This window comes from Pseudoalteromonas sp. KJ63-1, assembly GCF_055808145.1.
The window spans coordinates 3,096,122-3,113,476 of record NZ_CM147855.1; the positions used below are offsets into that span (position 1 = coordinate 3,096,122).

The 17,355-nt window shown below is 40.7% G+C and carries 12 protein-coding genes and 1 pseudogene; 9 read left to right on the top strand and 4 right to left on the bottom strand.

Features of this window, described 5'->3' with window-relative positions:
* Window positions 1-125: 125 nt before the first annotated feature.
* A complete protein-coding gene (speE, locus tag AC0L7Q_RS14775) occupies window positions 126-989 on the top strand; it encodes a polyamine aminopropyltransferase (protein ID WP_413400921.1) in 864 nt (287 codons plus the stop codon).
* Between the two features lie 62 nt (window positions 990-1,051).
* Here speE and AC0L7Q_RS14780 read toward each other — a convergent pair whose 3' ends face one another.
* Entirely contained in the window at window positions 1,052-2,275 is a 1,224-nt protein-coding gene (locus AC0L7Q_RS14780; protein WP_409424108.1) for a hypothetical protein, read from the bottom strand.
* Window positions 2,268-2,894 carry a methylamine utilization protein gene (locus AC0L7Q_RS14785; RefSeq protein ID WP_409424109.1) on the bottom strand — a complete coding sequence of 209 codons (627 nt, stop codon included), beginning with the start codon at window positions 2,892-2,894 and terminating at the stop codon, window positions 2,268-2,270. The genes AC0L7Q_RS14780 and AC0L7Q_RS14785 overlap by 8 nt, the downstream gene beginning before the upstream one ends.
* 174 nt (window positions 2,895-3,068) lie before the next feature.
* On the opposite strand from AC0L7Q_RS14785, the gene AC0L7Q_RS14790 reads away from it, so the two are divergent.
* The 4 genes from AC0L7Q_RS14790 to AC0L7Q_RS14805 all read left to right on the top strand — a co-directional run bounded on the left by AC0L7Q_RS14790 (window position 3,069) and on the right by AC0L7Q_RS14805 (window position 11,080).
* Window positions 3,069-5,111, top strand: a complete 2,043-nt coding sequence (locus AC0L7Q_RS14790; protein WP_413400922.1) for a glycoside hydrolase family 97 protein — start codon at window positions 3,069-3,071, stop codon at window positions 5,109-5,111.
* Window positions 5,112-5,427: 316 nt separating this feature from the next.
* Window positions 5,428-6,828 carry a hypothetical protein gene (locus AC0L7Q_RS14795; RefSeq protein WP_409424111.1) on the top strand — a complete coding sequence of 467 codons (1,401 nt, stop codon included), beginning with the start codon at window positions 5,428-5,430 and terminating at the stop codon, window positions 6,826-6,828.
* A gap of 72 nt (window positions 6,829-6,900) precedes the next feature.
* Window positions 6,901-9,912: a LodA/GoxA family CTQ-dependent oxidase gene (locus AC0L7Q_RS14800; RefSeq protein ID WP_409424112.1), complete on the top strand. Its 3,012-nt coding sequence runs from the start codon at window positions 6,901-6,903 to the stop codon at window positions 9,910-9,912.
* 4 nt (window positions 9,913-9,916) lie between these two features.
* On the top strand, window positions 9,917-11,080 hold the full coding sequence (locus AC0L7Q_RS14805) for a tryptophan 7-halogenase (protein ID WP_409424113.1): 1,164 nt from the start codon (window positions 9,917-9,919) through the stop codon (window positions 11,078-11,080).
* Here AC0L7Q_RS14805 and envZ read toward each other — a convergent pair.
* On the bottom strand, window positions 11,077-12,381 hold the full coding sequence (envZ, locus tag AC0L7Q_RS14810) for a two-component system sensor histidine kinase EnvZ (RefSeq protein ID WP_413400923.1): 1,305 nt from the start codon (window positions 12,379-12,381) through the stop codon (window positions 11,077-11,079). The genes AC0L7Q_RS14805 and envZ overlap by 4 nt on opposite strands.
* 5 nt (window positions 12,382-12,386) lie before the next feature.
* A complete protein-coding gene (gene ompR / locus AC0L7Q_RS14815) occupies window positions 12,387-13,106 on the bottom strand; it encodes an osmolarity response regulator transcription factor OmpR (protein WP_008109519.1) in 720 nt (239 codons plus the stop codon).
* 183 nt (window positions 13,107-13,289) lie between these two features.
* Between ompR and greB the strand changes: the two are divergent.
* The 4 genes and pseudogenes from greB (at window position 13,290) to AC0L7Q_RS14835 (ending at window position 17,309) form a co-directional block, all read left to right on the top strand.
* Window positions 13,290-13,762: pseudogene (gene greB, locus AC0L7Q_RS14820) on the top strand (transcription elongation factor GreB).
* Window positions 13,763-13,886: 124 nt separating this feature from the next.
* Window positions 13,887-14,192, top strand: a complete 306-nt coding sequence (locus AC0L7Q_RS14825) for a hypothetical protein (protein WP_409424117.1) — start codon at window positions 13,887-13,889, stop codon at window positions 14,190-14,192.
* A gap of 60 nt (window positions 14,193-14,252) precedes the next feature.
* A complete protein-coding gene (locus tag AC0L7Q_RS14830) occupies window positions 14,253-14,831 on the top strand; it encodes a CBS domain-containing protein (RefSeq protein ID WP_413400925.1) in 579 nt (192 codons plus the stop codon).
* Between the two features lie 156 nt (window positions 14,832-14,987).
* A complete protein-coding gene (locus tag AC0L7Q_RS14835) occupies window positions 14,988-17,309 on the top strand; it encodes a Tex family protein (RefSeq protein WP_413400926.1) in 2,322 nt (773 codons plus the stop codon).
* The last annotated feature ends 46 nt before the right edge of the window (window positions 17,310-17,355 follow it).

The window sequence follows — 17,355 nt, forward strand, 5'->3', positions numbered from 1 at the left end:
TGAACTTTCCCCTCTTTATAGCTAACTTTATTCGCTAAAGAGCGTAAAATTTGATTGAGCAATAGCCCAAGCACTGGCAGAATTGCCTCCTTTTTTCATACTCAACCAAAAGTGTAACAACAACTATGGCAAATTTAGATCAAGGTAAGTGGTTTACTGAAATTAGCGACCGCGATGGCAGCGCATTTTCATTACGTATTAACAAAAAGTTAGATGAAAAACAGTCTCCTTTTCAAAAAGTAGAAATGTTTGAAACCACAGACTTTGGTAATTTAATGATCATTGATGGTTGCACTATGGTGAGTAGCCGTGAAAACTTTTTTTATCATGAAATGATCAGCCACCCAGCATTGCTAGCACATCCAGACCCTAAAAATGTGGTTATTATTGGTGGCGGCGATTGCGGTACGTTACGTGAAGTACTTAAGCACCCAAGTGTAGAAACTGTAACCCAAATCGATATTGACGAAGTGGTTACCCAAATGTCGTTAAAGTACTTCCCAGAGTTATGTGAATCAAATAACGACCCACGTGCTACTGTAATGTTTGACGATGGCATTAAATACATGCGCGAAGCAGCTGGTGAGTCTATTGATGTAGTGATTGTTGATGGCACTGATCCAGTTGGCCCAGGAGAGGGTTTATTTAATCATGCGTTTTATACTAGTTGCTTAAACGCACTTCGCTCTGGTGGAATACTCGTACAACAAAGTGAATCGCCACTTATGCATATGCCACTACTGGTTGAAATGCGCGAAGCTATGCTAAATGTTGGTTTTAACGATTTGCAAACTCTTCCATTCCCACAACCTATTTACCCAAGTGGTTTATGGTCAGTGACGCTAGCTCGCAAATCTGAAGCATTTAACGGTTTTAGAGAAGATGGCGCAGCAATTATTGCTGAGCATAGTGAATACTACAATGGCGGTATTCATCACGGTGCACTCGCAACACCTAATTACATGAAACGCGCTTTTAACAAAAAATAAAAAGCCATAAATACAAAGTTGGGCTCGCAAGAGCCCTTATATGTTTTTCTTTTTTCTACTAACTAAAACCGAAACTGAGCATTTAATGCTATTTGCTGCTGCGATATCCTCGATGCTTTATTCATAGCTACTCGGTTATCTGCTTGGCTATGAAGCGCTGATCCCTCAACACCTATTTGCCATTGTGGTGTAAGCTGATAACGCCAAGTTGCTGTTAGTCCCTCGCCATAACTTGCATTAGGGTCAAACATCCAATCGTCTTTGTCTGTCACCTCAAAATAATCGTAACGTACTGAGAAACGGTGGCGTTTTATTTTATGACTCAATAATGCAAAATGACTGTAAAATCGAGTATCAACACCGCGTTTTTGACCCATAGCCGTACCACCCGACATTATTTGGATAATTAATCTTGTTTTCGGTGTAAATTTATTTAACCATGCAACACTTAAAAATCGAGTATCCCAAGCATATTGGCCCGTATTATAATTAAGGGCGCCAGGGTCACTATTGTTATCATAGTAATACACTCGCAACTGAGATTTTTTTAAATAATCCCAATGCCCACCAACGTAATAACCAAATCGCCCATCGACCTCTTCAAACGGTAAAACTTGGTTTGCTTGAAATTGTAACTGTGGAGTATTTAAAGACGCTACAGGCGCAAAAGCGAGAGCCTCATTAAATGTTGTTTGGCGATCATGCAAAGCAAAGCCTCGCCAAGCGAGTAATGTCCCCGCAGGATCGTTACCTTTAAATGTCGCACCAACCAAACTAAAACTATGGGCACTATTAAAATTACGGGCTGGGCGTTTAATTGTTGCTTCAACACCTAGCGTTCGCAGCTCTTCACCTACCCAAGAGTTAATTGCCGAATTGGTATAGTTATATGCAGATAACCAGCCCATATCAGGGTTTTCTAATGACAATTGTGGATAAAAGCCACCCACTTTAATATGCCATTTATAATCACTGCGAACTAAAGGTTTATATTGCAGATAAGCCTGGCTAATCCCCAAAGTGCTTTTTGGATCTTGATATAAATTAACTACACCATGGGCAGACCAACTAGAACTTATATCTGCACTTAAATCAATAATTCCCTGTGATAAAACCACACCTTGATTAGCCGCATCATGGCGATATAGACCAATCCCACCTTCTTGCCAGCTTAGTTGTGAATCACCTTGCACTGCCCTTACTTGCAGCAAACCTTTAACTTGTGCGCTGACAGTAAAAACACTCAACAAGCAAATAACAACGGCTAAGCGCAATAGACTATTCATAATCGTCAAACTCATCAACTTCAACCCTAATAGGCAAAGTTAGCTTTTGTTTTAATTGATAACTTAATTTATTGTTAGTTATAACAACTTCTTGCGACTCTATGTTGCTAATATCCCTAAATCCTTCATGCCAAACATTTAGTTTATAGGCTCCATTTGGGATATCGAACGATGCTACTCCTTGCTCATTGGTGATTGCATAATATGGGCTATCCACAACAACAATGTAACCCAACATCCAATCATGAATATTACATCCGAGCTCCACAACTCCTGTTTGCTCAAATGTAATTGGGTTTTGTGGTTGTTCTCGGTAAAGTTTTAATTCAAATGTTTTGCTTTTAGAAAATGAATACACGTGATGCATTATTGAATCAGCATTAGGAAATTCAACTTGGCTGTTTTTTTCAACGACTAAGATATGTGGCGTAAATTGGCGATTTTTTTGTGTCATAGTGAATAGTGATTGATTTAAATTCACCTCAGAAGCTTGCTCTGGAGCTAACCAAACAACAACATTTTCTTGAACTTTTTGGTTGTTATCATAAACAGTAACCGTTGCTGCACTGCTATTAAAAACAATTATAAAACCTAAAATAGCGATTAAAATTTTCAGCATATTTTTTTCTTGTTAAATTCTTTTTATTTATTATAGAACTAATTAGATAAAGTTTTGCAGATTAATTAACACACTCTTTTTCAGCTAATTAATTGAATACGTATGCAGCTATCTCGTAATAGTGGGTTCATCACTTTATGCTCATAACCTACGGTTTGACATCAAGGACACACAATGAGATTACCTTTACTACTAGTTGCTTTACTTGCAAGCAGTGCTTTTGCAAAAGAAGCCACGCTGAAATCACCTGATCAAAAAATTAAAATCACCATTTCTGATCAATCATCATCTCCTCATTACTCTATTAGCTTTAATGGTAAGCCTGTTATTGAGCAATCACGCTTAGGTTTTAGGTTTAAAAGCAAAGCACCTTTTGACGAAGGTTTTGTTATTAGTAAAGTAACTCGCTCACAAACCGATAGCCAATGGCAGCAACCTTGGGGAGAGCGTCAAACCGTTGTTGATAAGCACAACGAAATTGCTGTTACCTTCAATAAACCTGCGCCCCACGCTGGCACATACATTGTGCGATTTAAAGCCTTTGATAGCGGTGTAGGTTTTCGCTATGAAGTCCCTAAGCAAGCCGGTTTTGAACAAACTGAAATTACTAAAGAACTGACCGAATTTGCGATTGCCGCAAAAGATAAAGCCATCGCATGGTGGATACCTGCTCGCGGTTGGAACCGTTATGAATATGTCTATAACACCACAGACTTACAAGATGCTGCACTTGCTCATACCCCTTTTACCTTTAAAAATGGTAACGGTGTACATGTCAGTATTCATGAAGCAGCTCTGGTAGATTATGCAGGCATGGTGCTTAATCAGCGTCGCCCTGGTACGTTTAGTGCCGATTTAACGCCGTGGTCTGATGGCATTGCGGTTAAAAAGCGCGGCGCATTCAACACTCCTTGGCGCACCATTCAAATAGGTGAGCGAGCGATAGACTTAGTTAATTCAGATATTATTTTAAACCTGAATGAACCAAATAAGCTCGGTGATGTATCGTGGGTTAAGCCAGGTAAATATGTAGGTATTTGGTGGGGAATGCACATTAATGAAACAACTTGGGGCAGTGGAGAAAAACACGGTGCCACCACAAAAAATACTAAATACTATATGGACTTTGCCGCTGAGTATGGCTTTGACGGCGTATTAGTTGAAGGTTGGAACACTGGTTGGGATGGCGACTGGTTTTATAATGGCGATGTATTTAGCTTTACTCAGCCTTATGACGATTTCGATATTGCAGCGCTTACACAGTACGGTAAAGAAAAAGGGGTGCAGTTAATTGGTCACCATGAAACCTCTGGCAATGTTAGTAATTATCGCGACCAAATGGAAGATGCTTTTACACTTTACGAAAAATCAAATGTAAGCCAAATAAAAACTGGTTATGTGGCCGATGGTGGCAATATAAAACGCATAGATGAAAACGGCATTGCCCGTTTTGAATGGCATGACGGTCAATTTATGGTAAATGAATACTTACATAATATCAAACTTGCCGCTAAATATAAGCTAAGCATCAACACCCATGAACCAATTAAAGATACCGGTCTGCGTCGTACTTACCCTAATTGGATTGCCCGTGAAGGTGCGCGAGGCCAAGAGTTTAACGCATGGGGCACGCCACCTAATCCACCAGAGCACATTCCAATGCTTGCTTTTACCCGTATGCTTGCAGGACCAATGGACTTTACCCCAGGTATTTTTGATATGGGCTTTAATGGCTTAGGGGGCGATACAAATCGCCCACAAACAACACTGGCAAAGCAATTAGCATTGTATGTAGTAATGTACAGCCCAATTCAAATGGCGGCCGATTTGCCGCGAAATTATTTAGCTAAACCCGATGCTTTCCAATTTATTCAAGACGTACCAACCGATTGGCAGCAAAGTATTGCGCTTGATGGTGAAGTAGGCGACTTTATTGTATTTGCACGCAAAGAGCGCAAGCGCGATAACTATTCAGGTAACGATTGGTACTTAGGTGCAGTTACAGACGAAAATGCCCGTACCATAGAGGTTAAACTCGACTTTTTAGGTAAAAATAAACAGTTTGAAGCGCAAATTTACAAAGATGGCGATAAGGCAGAGTGGAAGAACAATCCTTATGATTTAAGCATTGAAAAACACACCGTTACCGCAAATGATAAACTCACACTAAAATTGGCAACCAGTGGCGGTACTGCAATTAGGTTTAAAGCTTTATAAGAACCGAGATAAAACAGGAGGCACGAGCCTATTTCGTGTCTTCTTTTTAGTCAGCAACCTTTAAATATTATTAACATCTAAACTAGTCTATAACAACTGCTCAATGCTATAGCTCATAACATTAATCACATCGTTGTCATGATCACTTTTGCTATTAATAACAGCTTTATTTACTGCTTAAAAAGCGGCTTCTCCGATCCTAGCTACCCCTAATAAATAACATGTGTAATACAGTGTAATAGTTTTATTTCCCTCACTATTCTACTTTTACCGATAAGTGCTCTTTAGCTCAATTAGTAATAGTAGGATTATTATCATGGAACGTTTTAAGTCGGTCACAACCATTGCTTTAACATTAATCGGTTTAAGCTCAATCACGACTCACGCAGCAGAGAAATCAACCGAACAATATACATCACCAACTAACTGTAGCGCTCAAAACGATTGGTTTAAATCTCCAGTTAAACCACCTAAAGAAGGTAAAAATAGCCCGTTTGCATTTATAAAAGGTCAAGACCCGTCAACTAACTGTGACTTTCACCAATGGTCTTGGCAAAAGTTTCTGTATTTAACGCAAATCGATCAAAATACTAATCAACTAGTCCTGTTTGGCGATGATTACTTGCAGGTAAATAATGAAATGATGCCCTATTTTGAGCCTTGGAATGATTTACTCAATCCGACAGGTTTTAAGTTAAACTCTAACCTGATTTTAGAAGACACTACCCAAGCTGGCAGCCATGGTGAGTTATTTACAAAATACGGTAATCAGCCTGCTTATTATTCTATTCATATAAACCAAGAATTTATCAAATCGGCAACTAAAACCCCCATTACCATCAGTGATCAATTTGCCGTAGGGTCAGTTGAAATAAAAGCAGCTTGGTTGGCAACAGACCAGCTACGCGCATTCTATTCTGAACAAGAAATAGACGCGCAGTTTTATACTCGTCAAGCACTGATAAAAGCGGATAATAAAACCATCCGCAGCAGTAAGGTCGCATTAATCGGTATGCATGTTGTTGGGGTAGTAGAAAATCACCCTGAATTTATTTGGGCCACTTTTGAACATCAAGTATCAACGCCTGATTATTACGGTTCAATGAGTACGTTTCAAAAAGTCACTACAACTTACGATGCAAATAAAGTGGTAAGCGATAGCGATAACTTTATTTTTTATAGAAAAAATACCACTGCTGGCAACGCCAATCTAAGCTATCCACATGGTGAAACAACTACTAATACGTTTCGACTTTATCAATTTGGCGTGCCTAATGGCGCAACTTATACAACAGTCGCCACAGCCACCCAGCAAAACCAAGATGCCGAAAATTTTAATAACATTCAACAACTCAATCACAGCGTACAAAAAGCTTTAGCTGCACAAGCATCCCCATGGCAACACTATTTTTACGCAGGTAGCGTTTGGTTAAGCACGCTAGATTATCAATTTAGTAATGGCATTAGTGGCAATATTGTCCCGCCAAATGCTAACGATAAACTTCGTGGGTCGCTGGCTCTTGCCAATATAACGATGGAAACCTACACCCAAACCTATGGCGACCCTAATCAAACTGCTAATTATGCAATTAACAATTGCTTTGCGTGTCACGGCATAACGGCGGGTAAATCAACCATGGCTGTAAGCCATATATTTAATAATTTTGACAAATTACGCAGCGCCAATAAACAACTCAATGTGCGGTCAGCTCAATAATAATGAATTTGCGTAAAAGGACTTTTAGAGCTAATACCTCTAAAGCCGCCCAATACTATAAGGAATATAATAATGCCTAAAAAACAGAGCATAAAAACGCCAGCAACAGCTAACAATGTGCCGTGTTGGTCAAATGACAAAGATGTTGAATTAGCCTGCCAGCGGTTAACTGAAATGTTTGTTGGCCTTGGTCAAGTGCCGCGTATAGACAAAGGTCAACAGCCGGCACAGCGAGCTGTGTTTAGAAAGCAACATGGCATCGCTTACGGTCATTTTACAATCAACCCAGATATAGACCCACAATTTAAAATTGGCATTTTTGCAGGTAAAAAATACGAATGTGCAGTGCGCTTTTCTAGTGATACCTTACCATCATCTCCAGATTTACACTCAACGTTAGGCTTGGCTGTAAAACTTTTTGGAGTCGATGGACCAAAATTGATTGGCGAAGGCGAAACCGCAGATTTTATTTTTCAAAATATGGATCGGTTTTTTACCAAAGATGCACAGCAAATGTGCCAATTCACCACAGCAGGTGTGATCGATAAAAACTATGATGCCTATTTAGATAATCCAAAAAACAAGCAAACATCTGATATTTTAAAAGCAATGCAAAAGGTTGAAGCAAGCTGTTTAAGCGCCAATTATTGGGCAATATTACCGTTCAAATTAGGTGAGCAACAGATTGTAAAATATCGCCTAGTACCTGAAAACGCTGATCTGGGCGCACCCAGTGTCGATAATGATTACCTTGCTCTAGATTTGCAGCGACGTTTACGCCATAGCGGTGCAACATTTCGCTTTGAAGTACAATTAAGAACAAACCCTGAAGAAATGCCTCTTAATAATGCCCAAGCCGAATGGAGCTGCAAAGCTGCTCCAGAAGGAAGTCCATTTGTTTGTATTGCTCGATTACATTTAGCGCAACAAAATATTACTGCCACTGGCCAAGCTGAGCTTGGTGACAACTTAGCATTTAATATTTGGCGTACTTTAGCTGCCCATGAGCCTTTAGGTAGCATTGCACTAGCTCGAAAGTCAGCCTATGCGGCCAGTGCTCATGCCCGACATACAGCCAACGGCCAGCAACTACAAGAGCCTAAACAGTTAAGTGAATTTAAGCCGCAGCAAGATCAAGATACTGACTCTGAATGTATTGTTTATGCTGGTATTTATCCGCCCATAGGTGTAATGCGCGTGGGTAATAGCAAAAAAGACTACTTCATTGGCCCACAACAACCGCAGCCCATAGCTCATAATGATGAATATAGTTATCGAGATAAAACAGGAGCATTAAAGCGCCAAGCGGCTGAATTTAGAATTTACGGTTTTAATGCCGCTGGTAAAGCGATAAAAGAACTAACTCTCGATAATGCAGAAATTACTTGGCACGCTGAATTAGCCAATCAAAAAGCCTCTTGGTACGAATTTCAAATTGCGTTAGATATTCCAGAAGCCGCAGATGCACCGCCATCACTACTTCGTAATAACAATGTAACTGATCGTAGCAAGCTGTTAATCAAGGGGGGCAAACACAGTATAAGCTGCAAAAATATAACATCTAAGCATGAATTCATTGGTCAATTTATGGATCAAGATGTGTATTTAGGCGAAATGCGCAGTGATCAACATGGTCGCTTAGTCATGCTCGGTGGCCATGGCGTATCACGTAACGTAAACGGCGATATAGCCATTACCTTTGCAAACAATGAAGGTTGGTATGATGATACCTCAGATGGTCCAATTACCGCAGAGGTTGTATATCAAGGAGTATCGCTAAGAGTAGAACCCGCTTGGGTTATTTGCGCACCACCAGATTATGCACCAATGCAAAAATCAGTACGCACTATGTGGGATTTAATGCGCGACGTTGCTGTAGACGCCGGTATGCTGGCTAGACCACAGCGACCTTCATTTAGCAACGACATTCAACCCATATTTACCCGAATGACAGACTTACAATGGGTTAATGATGGATTTGCTGGCGCATTTGGCTGGGGAGGTCAATTTAATTACACCACACAAGAATGGCTAGAAAAGCTTAGCGATCCTTCTCCTGCCTATCAGGAATTACGTCGTACACTGTCTAATAACTTTCGCCGTTTTGATGTTCCCGGTGCGCAAGCTCCACAACTATGGCCTTGGCTGTATGGCGATGCGATTAGCATTCCTCCCACTGGCTCAGTGCGCCAACATGCAACCTTATCAAATTTGCAGTTGAGTTTTTTAGATCAATGGGTGAAAGGTGATTTTATTAATGATTACACTCCTCAATCAGCTTGTCCGGCACATGCAAATATAACCGTTTTAGATGATTACCCTATTGCTGAACAGCCGGACCTACTTACTCGCGGCGCGATGGAGTTTTGCCTTGCTGATGCATTTCATCCAGGCTGTGAAATGACTTGGCCAATGCGAACTGCAGGCATGTATATGTCGGCATTCCGACTCAAGCACGCTCAAGCGGGCTCATCAAGTGACCGTTACTACTATGGTCCGGTAATGAATAGCGACGTTTATACCCTCGCACAGGGACCTTTGTTTGGCGGTCAAGTAGCTGGTGGAATAACACGCTGGATGGCAATTCCTTGGCAAACTGATACCGCAAGTTGTAGAGATGGCTACAGCTCTGAGTACGATCCATTTTTACCGACTTTTTGGCCTGCTAGAGTGCCAAATCAAATAATGAATCAGTTCCGCTATCAACAAGTACTTGATACCTCATTATCTGACAGTACTCGCCAACAGGCTTTTTCTTATCGTACTGATTGGCTTGATGATTTACCTTTGCATGGTAATCCTGCCACTTACACAAACCAAATCAATAGTATGATAAACAACTTTGCTGAACTTGCGATTGTACAACCTCATATAGGTGTAATAGGCGATACACAATTTCCTAGTGCAATGCAGGTTGGTATATTGCCTCATAATTCACGAGGTGAGGCAAAAGTTAACTCAGCGAGTAATGCGATACAGCATATAAAAGCCATATTATCAGCTGAGCATACTTCACATCGCAGTCAAAGCAACTTAGGCGTTACTGAAAAAGCGAGCCGTTTTCACCACAACAAAGGACGCTAAACCAATGGTGATACTTCAAAAGAACGAATTACAAACGGATGTTGTGATCATTGGTGCAGGTGTGGCGGGCTGTATCGCTGCACTTGCTTTATGTGATTCATACCAAGTTACTTTGATTGATAAGTCTGAAATACCCGATGAGCGAATTGGTGAATGCTTAGCACCTGCGGCAGGACGTATTTTACAACAGTTAGAGTTGTTAACTGAATTTGAGCATCAACTCGCAACCACTGCACTAACGCCGCAACATTTATATAACGCGGGACTGCAGATAAGCTGGGGCCAATCAACCCCCTATATCACTGATAACCTAAGTAATCCGGATGGTTTGGGTTGGCGTTTGGATCGTCAAGTATTTGAGAGCTTTTTACGAGAAAAGGCACTACAGCGGGGTGTACGCTGTATTTGGCCTGCTAAATTAGTACATAGTGAATACCAAAGGCAATGCTGGCAAATAACACTGACACAATTACAACACGAAAAAACAATCAATATAGCGAGCCAATTCGTAATTGATGCCACTGGCAGAGAGGCTCATTTTGCAAAAAACTACACCCCTCGCAAACAACATGATCGTCTAATATCTTGCTGGGCAACTCTAGATAATACGTTTGAAAATCAACTAGGTAGTATTTGCGCTTCGCAAAACGGCTGGTGGTATAGTGCACCATTACCAAATCAGCGTCGTGTTTTAGCATTTCAAACTGATCCGGATTTACTTATCAAAGACCTGCACCGAGATGCAAAGGTATTTACTCAGCATGCGCAATGCTATGACAATCAAGCGAGGATTCTCGATGTATGTCAACAGCCAATAACACTGCATGGTATCGTCAGTGCAAACTCCACCCGACTGGTGTATTTTGCAGGTCAACAATGGGCCGCTTTAGGTGATGCGGCACTAAGCTTTGACCCAATCTCATCACAAGGAATTTTTAATGCGATGGCCAGTGCCATGCAGCTTGCCGATCTGATGAAAAAACTCGATATAGTCAATAAAATAGAGCACGATTCTCAGCTACAATTTAAAAAATTGTATCAGCAACAAATAGAGCAAGTTTGGCATCGCTATTTAGATCACAAACGCTATTTTTACGATCAAGAACAACGCTGGCCCAACAGTCCTTTTTGGCAACGAAGACAGCAGCCAAATAGTGTATATGGTTAGCTCACTTTTATGGGTAAATACGCCTCTGCACTTAAACCACCTTCAGGGCGATTAACGAGTTTCACTTTACCGCCATGCATATCAATTATTCGCTTAATAATAGCCAAACCTAAGCCGCTGCCTTCACTACCGCGCGCAGCGTCACCTTGTTTAAACGGCTCAAACACAGACTCCAACTCGCTTTCAGGAATACCCGGACCACTATCTTTGACCGCAATAACCACATATTTTTTATTGGAATTAAAATAACTGAGTACTTCAATATCACCCTCTGAGTAACGCAGTGCATTTTCTATCATATTGGTCACTACTCGCTTAATCGCGACACTACTGATGGGAATTTTTCCAATATTAGGATTCGGTTTAAACGTGATCACCCGTTGATGCTTAAGCTCACTTTGTACAACTTCACCAAGGAGCGCATTAATATCTTCGCAGGTTTGTTCTTCACGTTTATGATGGCGTAAATATTCGATAAATTGATCGATAATGCCATTCATATCTTCAATATCGTAAATAATGCCTTCACGTAAATAATCATCTTCATCTACCATCATTTCTGTGGCTAAACGAATACGCGTAAGCGGTGTGCGTAAATCATGAGAAACACCGGCCATGAGTAATCGGCGGTCGTTTTCAAGGGCGGCAATACCTCGCGACATTTGATTAAAGGCGCGCGTTACCTCGATAACCTCACTCGACCCTTGCTCTTGTAACTTGGTACTAAAGTCGCCCACCCCTACTTTTATCGCAGCTTGTTGTAATGCTTTTAATGGCCGGTTCAAATGCCTGGCAAATAACCAACCTCCTAGTACACTTAAAAAGCCGATACTAGAAAGATAAAAGGTCAAAAACTCAAGGTTACTTTCTTTAAACCCGGTAAGCGGCACTTTGACCCAATAACCCGGCGCCTGCGGGGCTTCTACCCAATAAATAAGCGGATCAGTTTGACTAATACGCACCCGAGAAAAGCCATTTAATTGCTCAGACATACTGCGCGATAGCCCAGAATACTCACGACTTTGGCCTAAACCATTACGCATAGCTTCACGCTGAGTCATTACTTCAATGCCCGTTATCTCAAAAAACTTCTCAGAGACTTCATCGGTAACTTCAACACCATCTTCCCAATCTATAAACACGGTTTTAATTTGCTTAGCCAGCATTAAATTAACTTGCTCAATGGTGGGTTTAACTACATATAAGCTGACCGTGACGTAAGAGACAATTTGGTTAATAAGCAACAAAGCGGCAACCAAAAATACGGTTTGTCCAAACGCACTACGCGGAAACATTCCCATAATGATTACTTTTCACCGTCAGGAACAAATACATAACCTAAACCCCATACCGTTTGAATATAGCGTGGGTTAGCGGCATCGACTTCGATCATTCTACGAAGACGTGATACTTGAACATCAATGCTGCGCTCAAGCGCACTGTAGTCTCGCCCTCTAGCTAAGTTCATTAATTTATCACGACTTAATGGCTCACGCGGGTGAGACACTAACGCTTTTAACACCGCAAATTCACCACTAGTGAGTGACACAGTGTTATCGCCTTCACTCATTTCGCGGGTGGCTAAATTTAGGGTAAATTTACCAAACGCAATTAAGTTCTCCTGCGCTGAAGGCGCCCCTGGTACTTCTTTTGATTGGCGACGTAAAATAGCTTTTATACGTGCTAATAGCTCGCGAGGGTTAAACGGTTTCGGAATATAGTCGTCAGCGCCGAGTTCTAGGCCAATAATACGATCGACTTCATCGCCTTTAGCGGTCAGCATAACAATAGGGATTTGGTTTTCTTTTTGGCGTAAACGTCTGCAAATAGACAGCCCATCTTCGCCCGGCAGCATTAAATCAAGCACCATTAGATGAAAGTTTTCACGCTCAATTAGTCTATCCATTTGCTCTGAATCGGCAGCTGTTCTGACAATAAACCCTTGCTCTACCAAGTAGCGTTCCAGCAAACTGCGTAAACGTTTATCATCATCCACCACCAATACTTTTACTGTCTCTTGTCCCATAACCTGTTGCTTATTTTTATAATTTATTAACCGTTAATATAAATGAAAAACTTAATAATAAAAAACTAATTAAGTGCTTAGATTGTTACTGAACATTTCAAATTCATTGATAACTATTTTATCTCGACAAGTTGCCTTTATTTTAATACCTTGCCACTCATGAAAACCAAACAAGAACTCAGCGTGAAAACAAATTTAATTACTCGCGAAGGTTATTTACAATTGCAGCAAGAACATGATCATCTTTGGAATGAAAAACGTCCAGAAGTGACTAAAATTGTGAGTTGGGCTGCCAGCCTAGGTGATCGCTCTGAAAACGCAGACTATCAGTACAACAAACGTTTACTACGCCAAATTGACCGTCGTGTTCGCTATTTACGAAAACGCATCCCCGATTTAAAAATTGTTGACTACTCACCCGTGCAAGACGGCAAAGTTTTTTTGGAGCGTGGGTAGAAATAGAAAACGAGGCCGGTGAGTGTAAAAGATTTAGAATTGTTGGCCCCGATGAAATTTACGATCGCAACGACTATATTTCTATCGATTCACCAATGGCGCGAGCGCTATTAAAAAAACAAGTAGACGATGATTTTGAGGTAATGACTCCTCAAGGTGTCAAGCAATGGTACGTGAATACCATTACCTATCAAAAATGACATCGCTTAGTTTTGATTCAGATCACATTAACTTTTTATTGTTTATATTATCTGAGTAAGCTATAACTAAAGTTACTCAAGTAATGTTGTATTAACTTGAGAGTAGTTAATTAAGGTAACCATTATGTCAAACATAACAGCGCGCATATTACAAAACGCCCTCGTGTTTGCACTCTTTATGAGTGTGAGTTTGACATTGCATGGCGCACCTAAAAATAACAAACTTGATGCTGGTTTTGCTCCAGCTGAATTTATTGTTTGTGACTCCCCTGACCAAGCAACCCTCGACACCGATATAGATTCTCTTGATGGTGTTATTGCGCTTAGAGAAATCCAACCACTTCCTTTAGCGTTTTTCTTTCATTATGAAAGTCGATTTTTAGCCACTGCCTTCAGTAATTCAAACCCGCGAGCGCCACCCGTTATTTAATTTAATAACTTGCTTTTAAACATTATTAAATTTTTATAACTATTTATTTAGGTGGATATTATGTCTAACTTTAAAGAACTCCGTACCCAAGACATTTCGCATGGCACTATTGCTGATACTTTTACTAATGACGCTGTGATTGATTTAACCTCTCCAGCAACACGTATAGTAACTAGCTTTACTCAAACAAGTCCTATGCGCGCAGCGTTTGATACAACCATTGAACAAGCATCAAAACAGCTAAATACTCAGCCTTCTGATTTTATTTTAGTAACTGATGAGCATCAAAAACTAATTGGTATTGTCGCAAGTGCAGATTTACAAAGCTCAAAAATCATGATTTTATCGCAGCGTTTAGGCTTGCCTCGTAGTGAAATTAGCTTACGCTATTTAATGACACCGCTGAGTAATTTAATGGGTGTAAGTATGAAAAGCTTAAGCTATTCATGTATCGGTGATGCACTGCAAACTATGGAGCATCATGGCGCTATGTTTATATTAGTTACTGCGGCTAATAATGAAATAAGTGGTTTAATTTCAGCACGCGATATAGCACGTAAGCTGCAAATTCCTGTTCATATTAGCCCAATAGCGCACACATTTAGTGAAGTACTCGAAAGTGTAGAGCACCCTCACTAAATCCGCTTCTTATTGCCCCAGCAATGGCATCTTAAAGCAAGTAAAATAGCTTGCTTTAAGAGCTTTTTATTACCCTCCCCTGTGATATTATTCAAGACATTGACGCATCAGTTAACTTTTTAGCTGGTCTTATTTTTTGTATTAAAAGGTTTTTGCATGAGCGATATCTCTGCACGTTTAGCAACTGAGCTAAATGCACAGCAGCAACAAGTGGTTGCAGCAACAAAGTTACTTGATGAAGGCGCAACCGTCCCCTTTATTGCCCGTTACAGAAAAGAAGTGACCGGTGGATTAGATGACACCCAACTACGCCTTCTAGAACAACGTTTATCTTATTTGCGTGAACTTGAAGAGCGTCGTGGATTTATCCTGTCGACGATAGAATCACAAAATAAGCTTAGTGCTGAATTAGCGGCTGATATTAAAGCTGCACAAAGTAAAACCGAACTAGAAGACTTATATTTGCCTTATAAAGCAAAGCGCCGCACTAAAGGTCAAATAGCTATTGAAGCCGGTTTAGAACCACTAGCTGATGCGTTATTTAACGATCCAATGCTTGACCCAGACGCTGAGGCTGCAAAATTTATTAATGCCGAAAAAGCGATTGTCGATACTAAAGCAGCGCTTGATGGTGCTAAGTTTATTTTGATGGAGCGCTTTGCTGAAGACGCTAAATTACTCGCTAAATTTAGAAGTCATATTAGTCAAAATGGAGCGATTGAAAGCAAACTTATTGATGGTCAAGAACAAGCGGGGGCTAAATACCGAGACTACTTTGAACATCAAGAACCATTAAAAAAAGTCCCCTCGCATCGTGCATTAGCCATGCTAAGAGCACGTAATGAAGGTATTTTACAGTTAACTATTAATCCTGAGCCGAGCGCTGAAAACCCAGCGCAATTGTGTGCACAAATGATCAGCGATCATTACCGCCTAGATATTAAAAACAAACCTGCCAGCGCTTGGTTATTAACTGTGGTGCAATGGGCGTGGAAAATTAAGCTTGGATTACATTTAGAAAATGAATTTTTAGCCGCAATGCGTGAAAAGGCCGAAACCGGTGCCATTGATGTATTTGCTAAAAACTTAAAAGACTTATTGATGGCAGCCCCTGCAGGCCCTCGTACTACGTTAGGCTTAGATCCTGGTTTACGTACTGGTTGTAAAATTGCCGTGGTTGATAGCACAGGTAAACTGCTTGCTACCCAAACGATTTTCCCACATGCACCACAAAATCATTGGGATAAATCATTACGCACGCTCGAGCAATTATGTCGCCAGCATAAAGTTGAGCTCATTGCGATTGGTAACGGTACCGCTTCTCGCGAATCAGATAAACTAGTTGGCGAACTTATCAAAGCCAATACCGAGCTTAAACTAAATAAAATCATGGTCAGTGAGGCCGGCGCTTCGGTTTACTCTGCTTCTGAGTTTGCTGCTAATGAATTTCCAGATTTAGATGTATCTTTACGCGGTGCCGTATCTATTGCACGTCGCCTTCAAGATCCATTGGCTGAGCTGGTTAAAATAGAGCCTAAGTCTATTGGTGTAGGCCAATATCAACATGATGTATCACAAAGCCAACTAGGACAAAGCCTAATCTCAGTGGTAGAAGACTGTGTAAACAGTGTGGGGGTTGATTTAAATATGGCCTCTGTACCTTTACTTGCACGTGTTTCTGGTTTAAACAAAACCTTAGCGCAAAACATTGTAAGCTACCGTGATACAAATGGGTCATTTACAAAACGTAGTCAGTTGAAAAAAGTAGAGCGCTTAGGGCCAAAAGCATTTGAACAAGCAGCCGGCTTTTTACGCATTAACAATGGCAGCGATCCACTAGACAACTCATCAGTTCACCCTGAAGCATACCCTATCGTTAAGCGTATTTGTGAGCACAACCAGGTAGACGTAAATAACCTCATTGGTAACAAAGAGTTTTTAAATAAGCTCGCTGCAAATGACTATATTGACGATAAATTTGGTCTGCCTACCGTGACCGATATTATTAGCGAACTTGATAAGCCGGGTCGCGATCCACGCCCTGAATTTAAAACCGCTGAATTTAAAGCAGGCGTTGAAAAAATTAGTGATTTAAAACCAGGAATGATTTTAGAAGGCGTGGTATCGAACGTAGCTAATTTTGGCGCATTTGTGGATGTTGGCGTACATCAAGATGGACTAGTGCATATTTCGGCTATTACTAATAAGTTTATTTCAGACCCACGAGAAGTGGTTAAAGCTGGTGACATTGTTAAAGTGAAAGTGGTTGAGGTTGACGCTGCACGTAAACGTATTAGCTTTACTATGCGTCTAGATGACGAGATAGACACTAGTAATAAAGCTGCGCCGCAAAAGCCACGTGGCAACAATGCAAATCAATCGCGAGCGCCCAAACCTAAGCGCGACACAGGTAATGCCATGATGGGAAATGCGTTTGCCGATGCCTTTGCCAATGCGAAAGTGAAAGTGAAAAAATAAAATGACCCCATAAAAAAACCGCTTAGGCGGTTTTTTTTATGGCTAT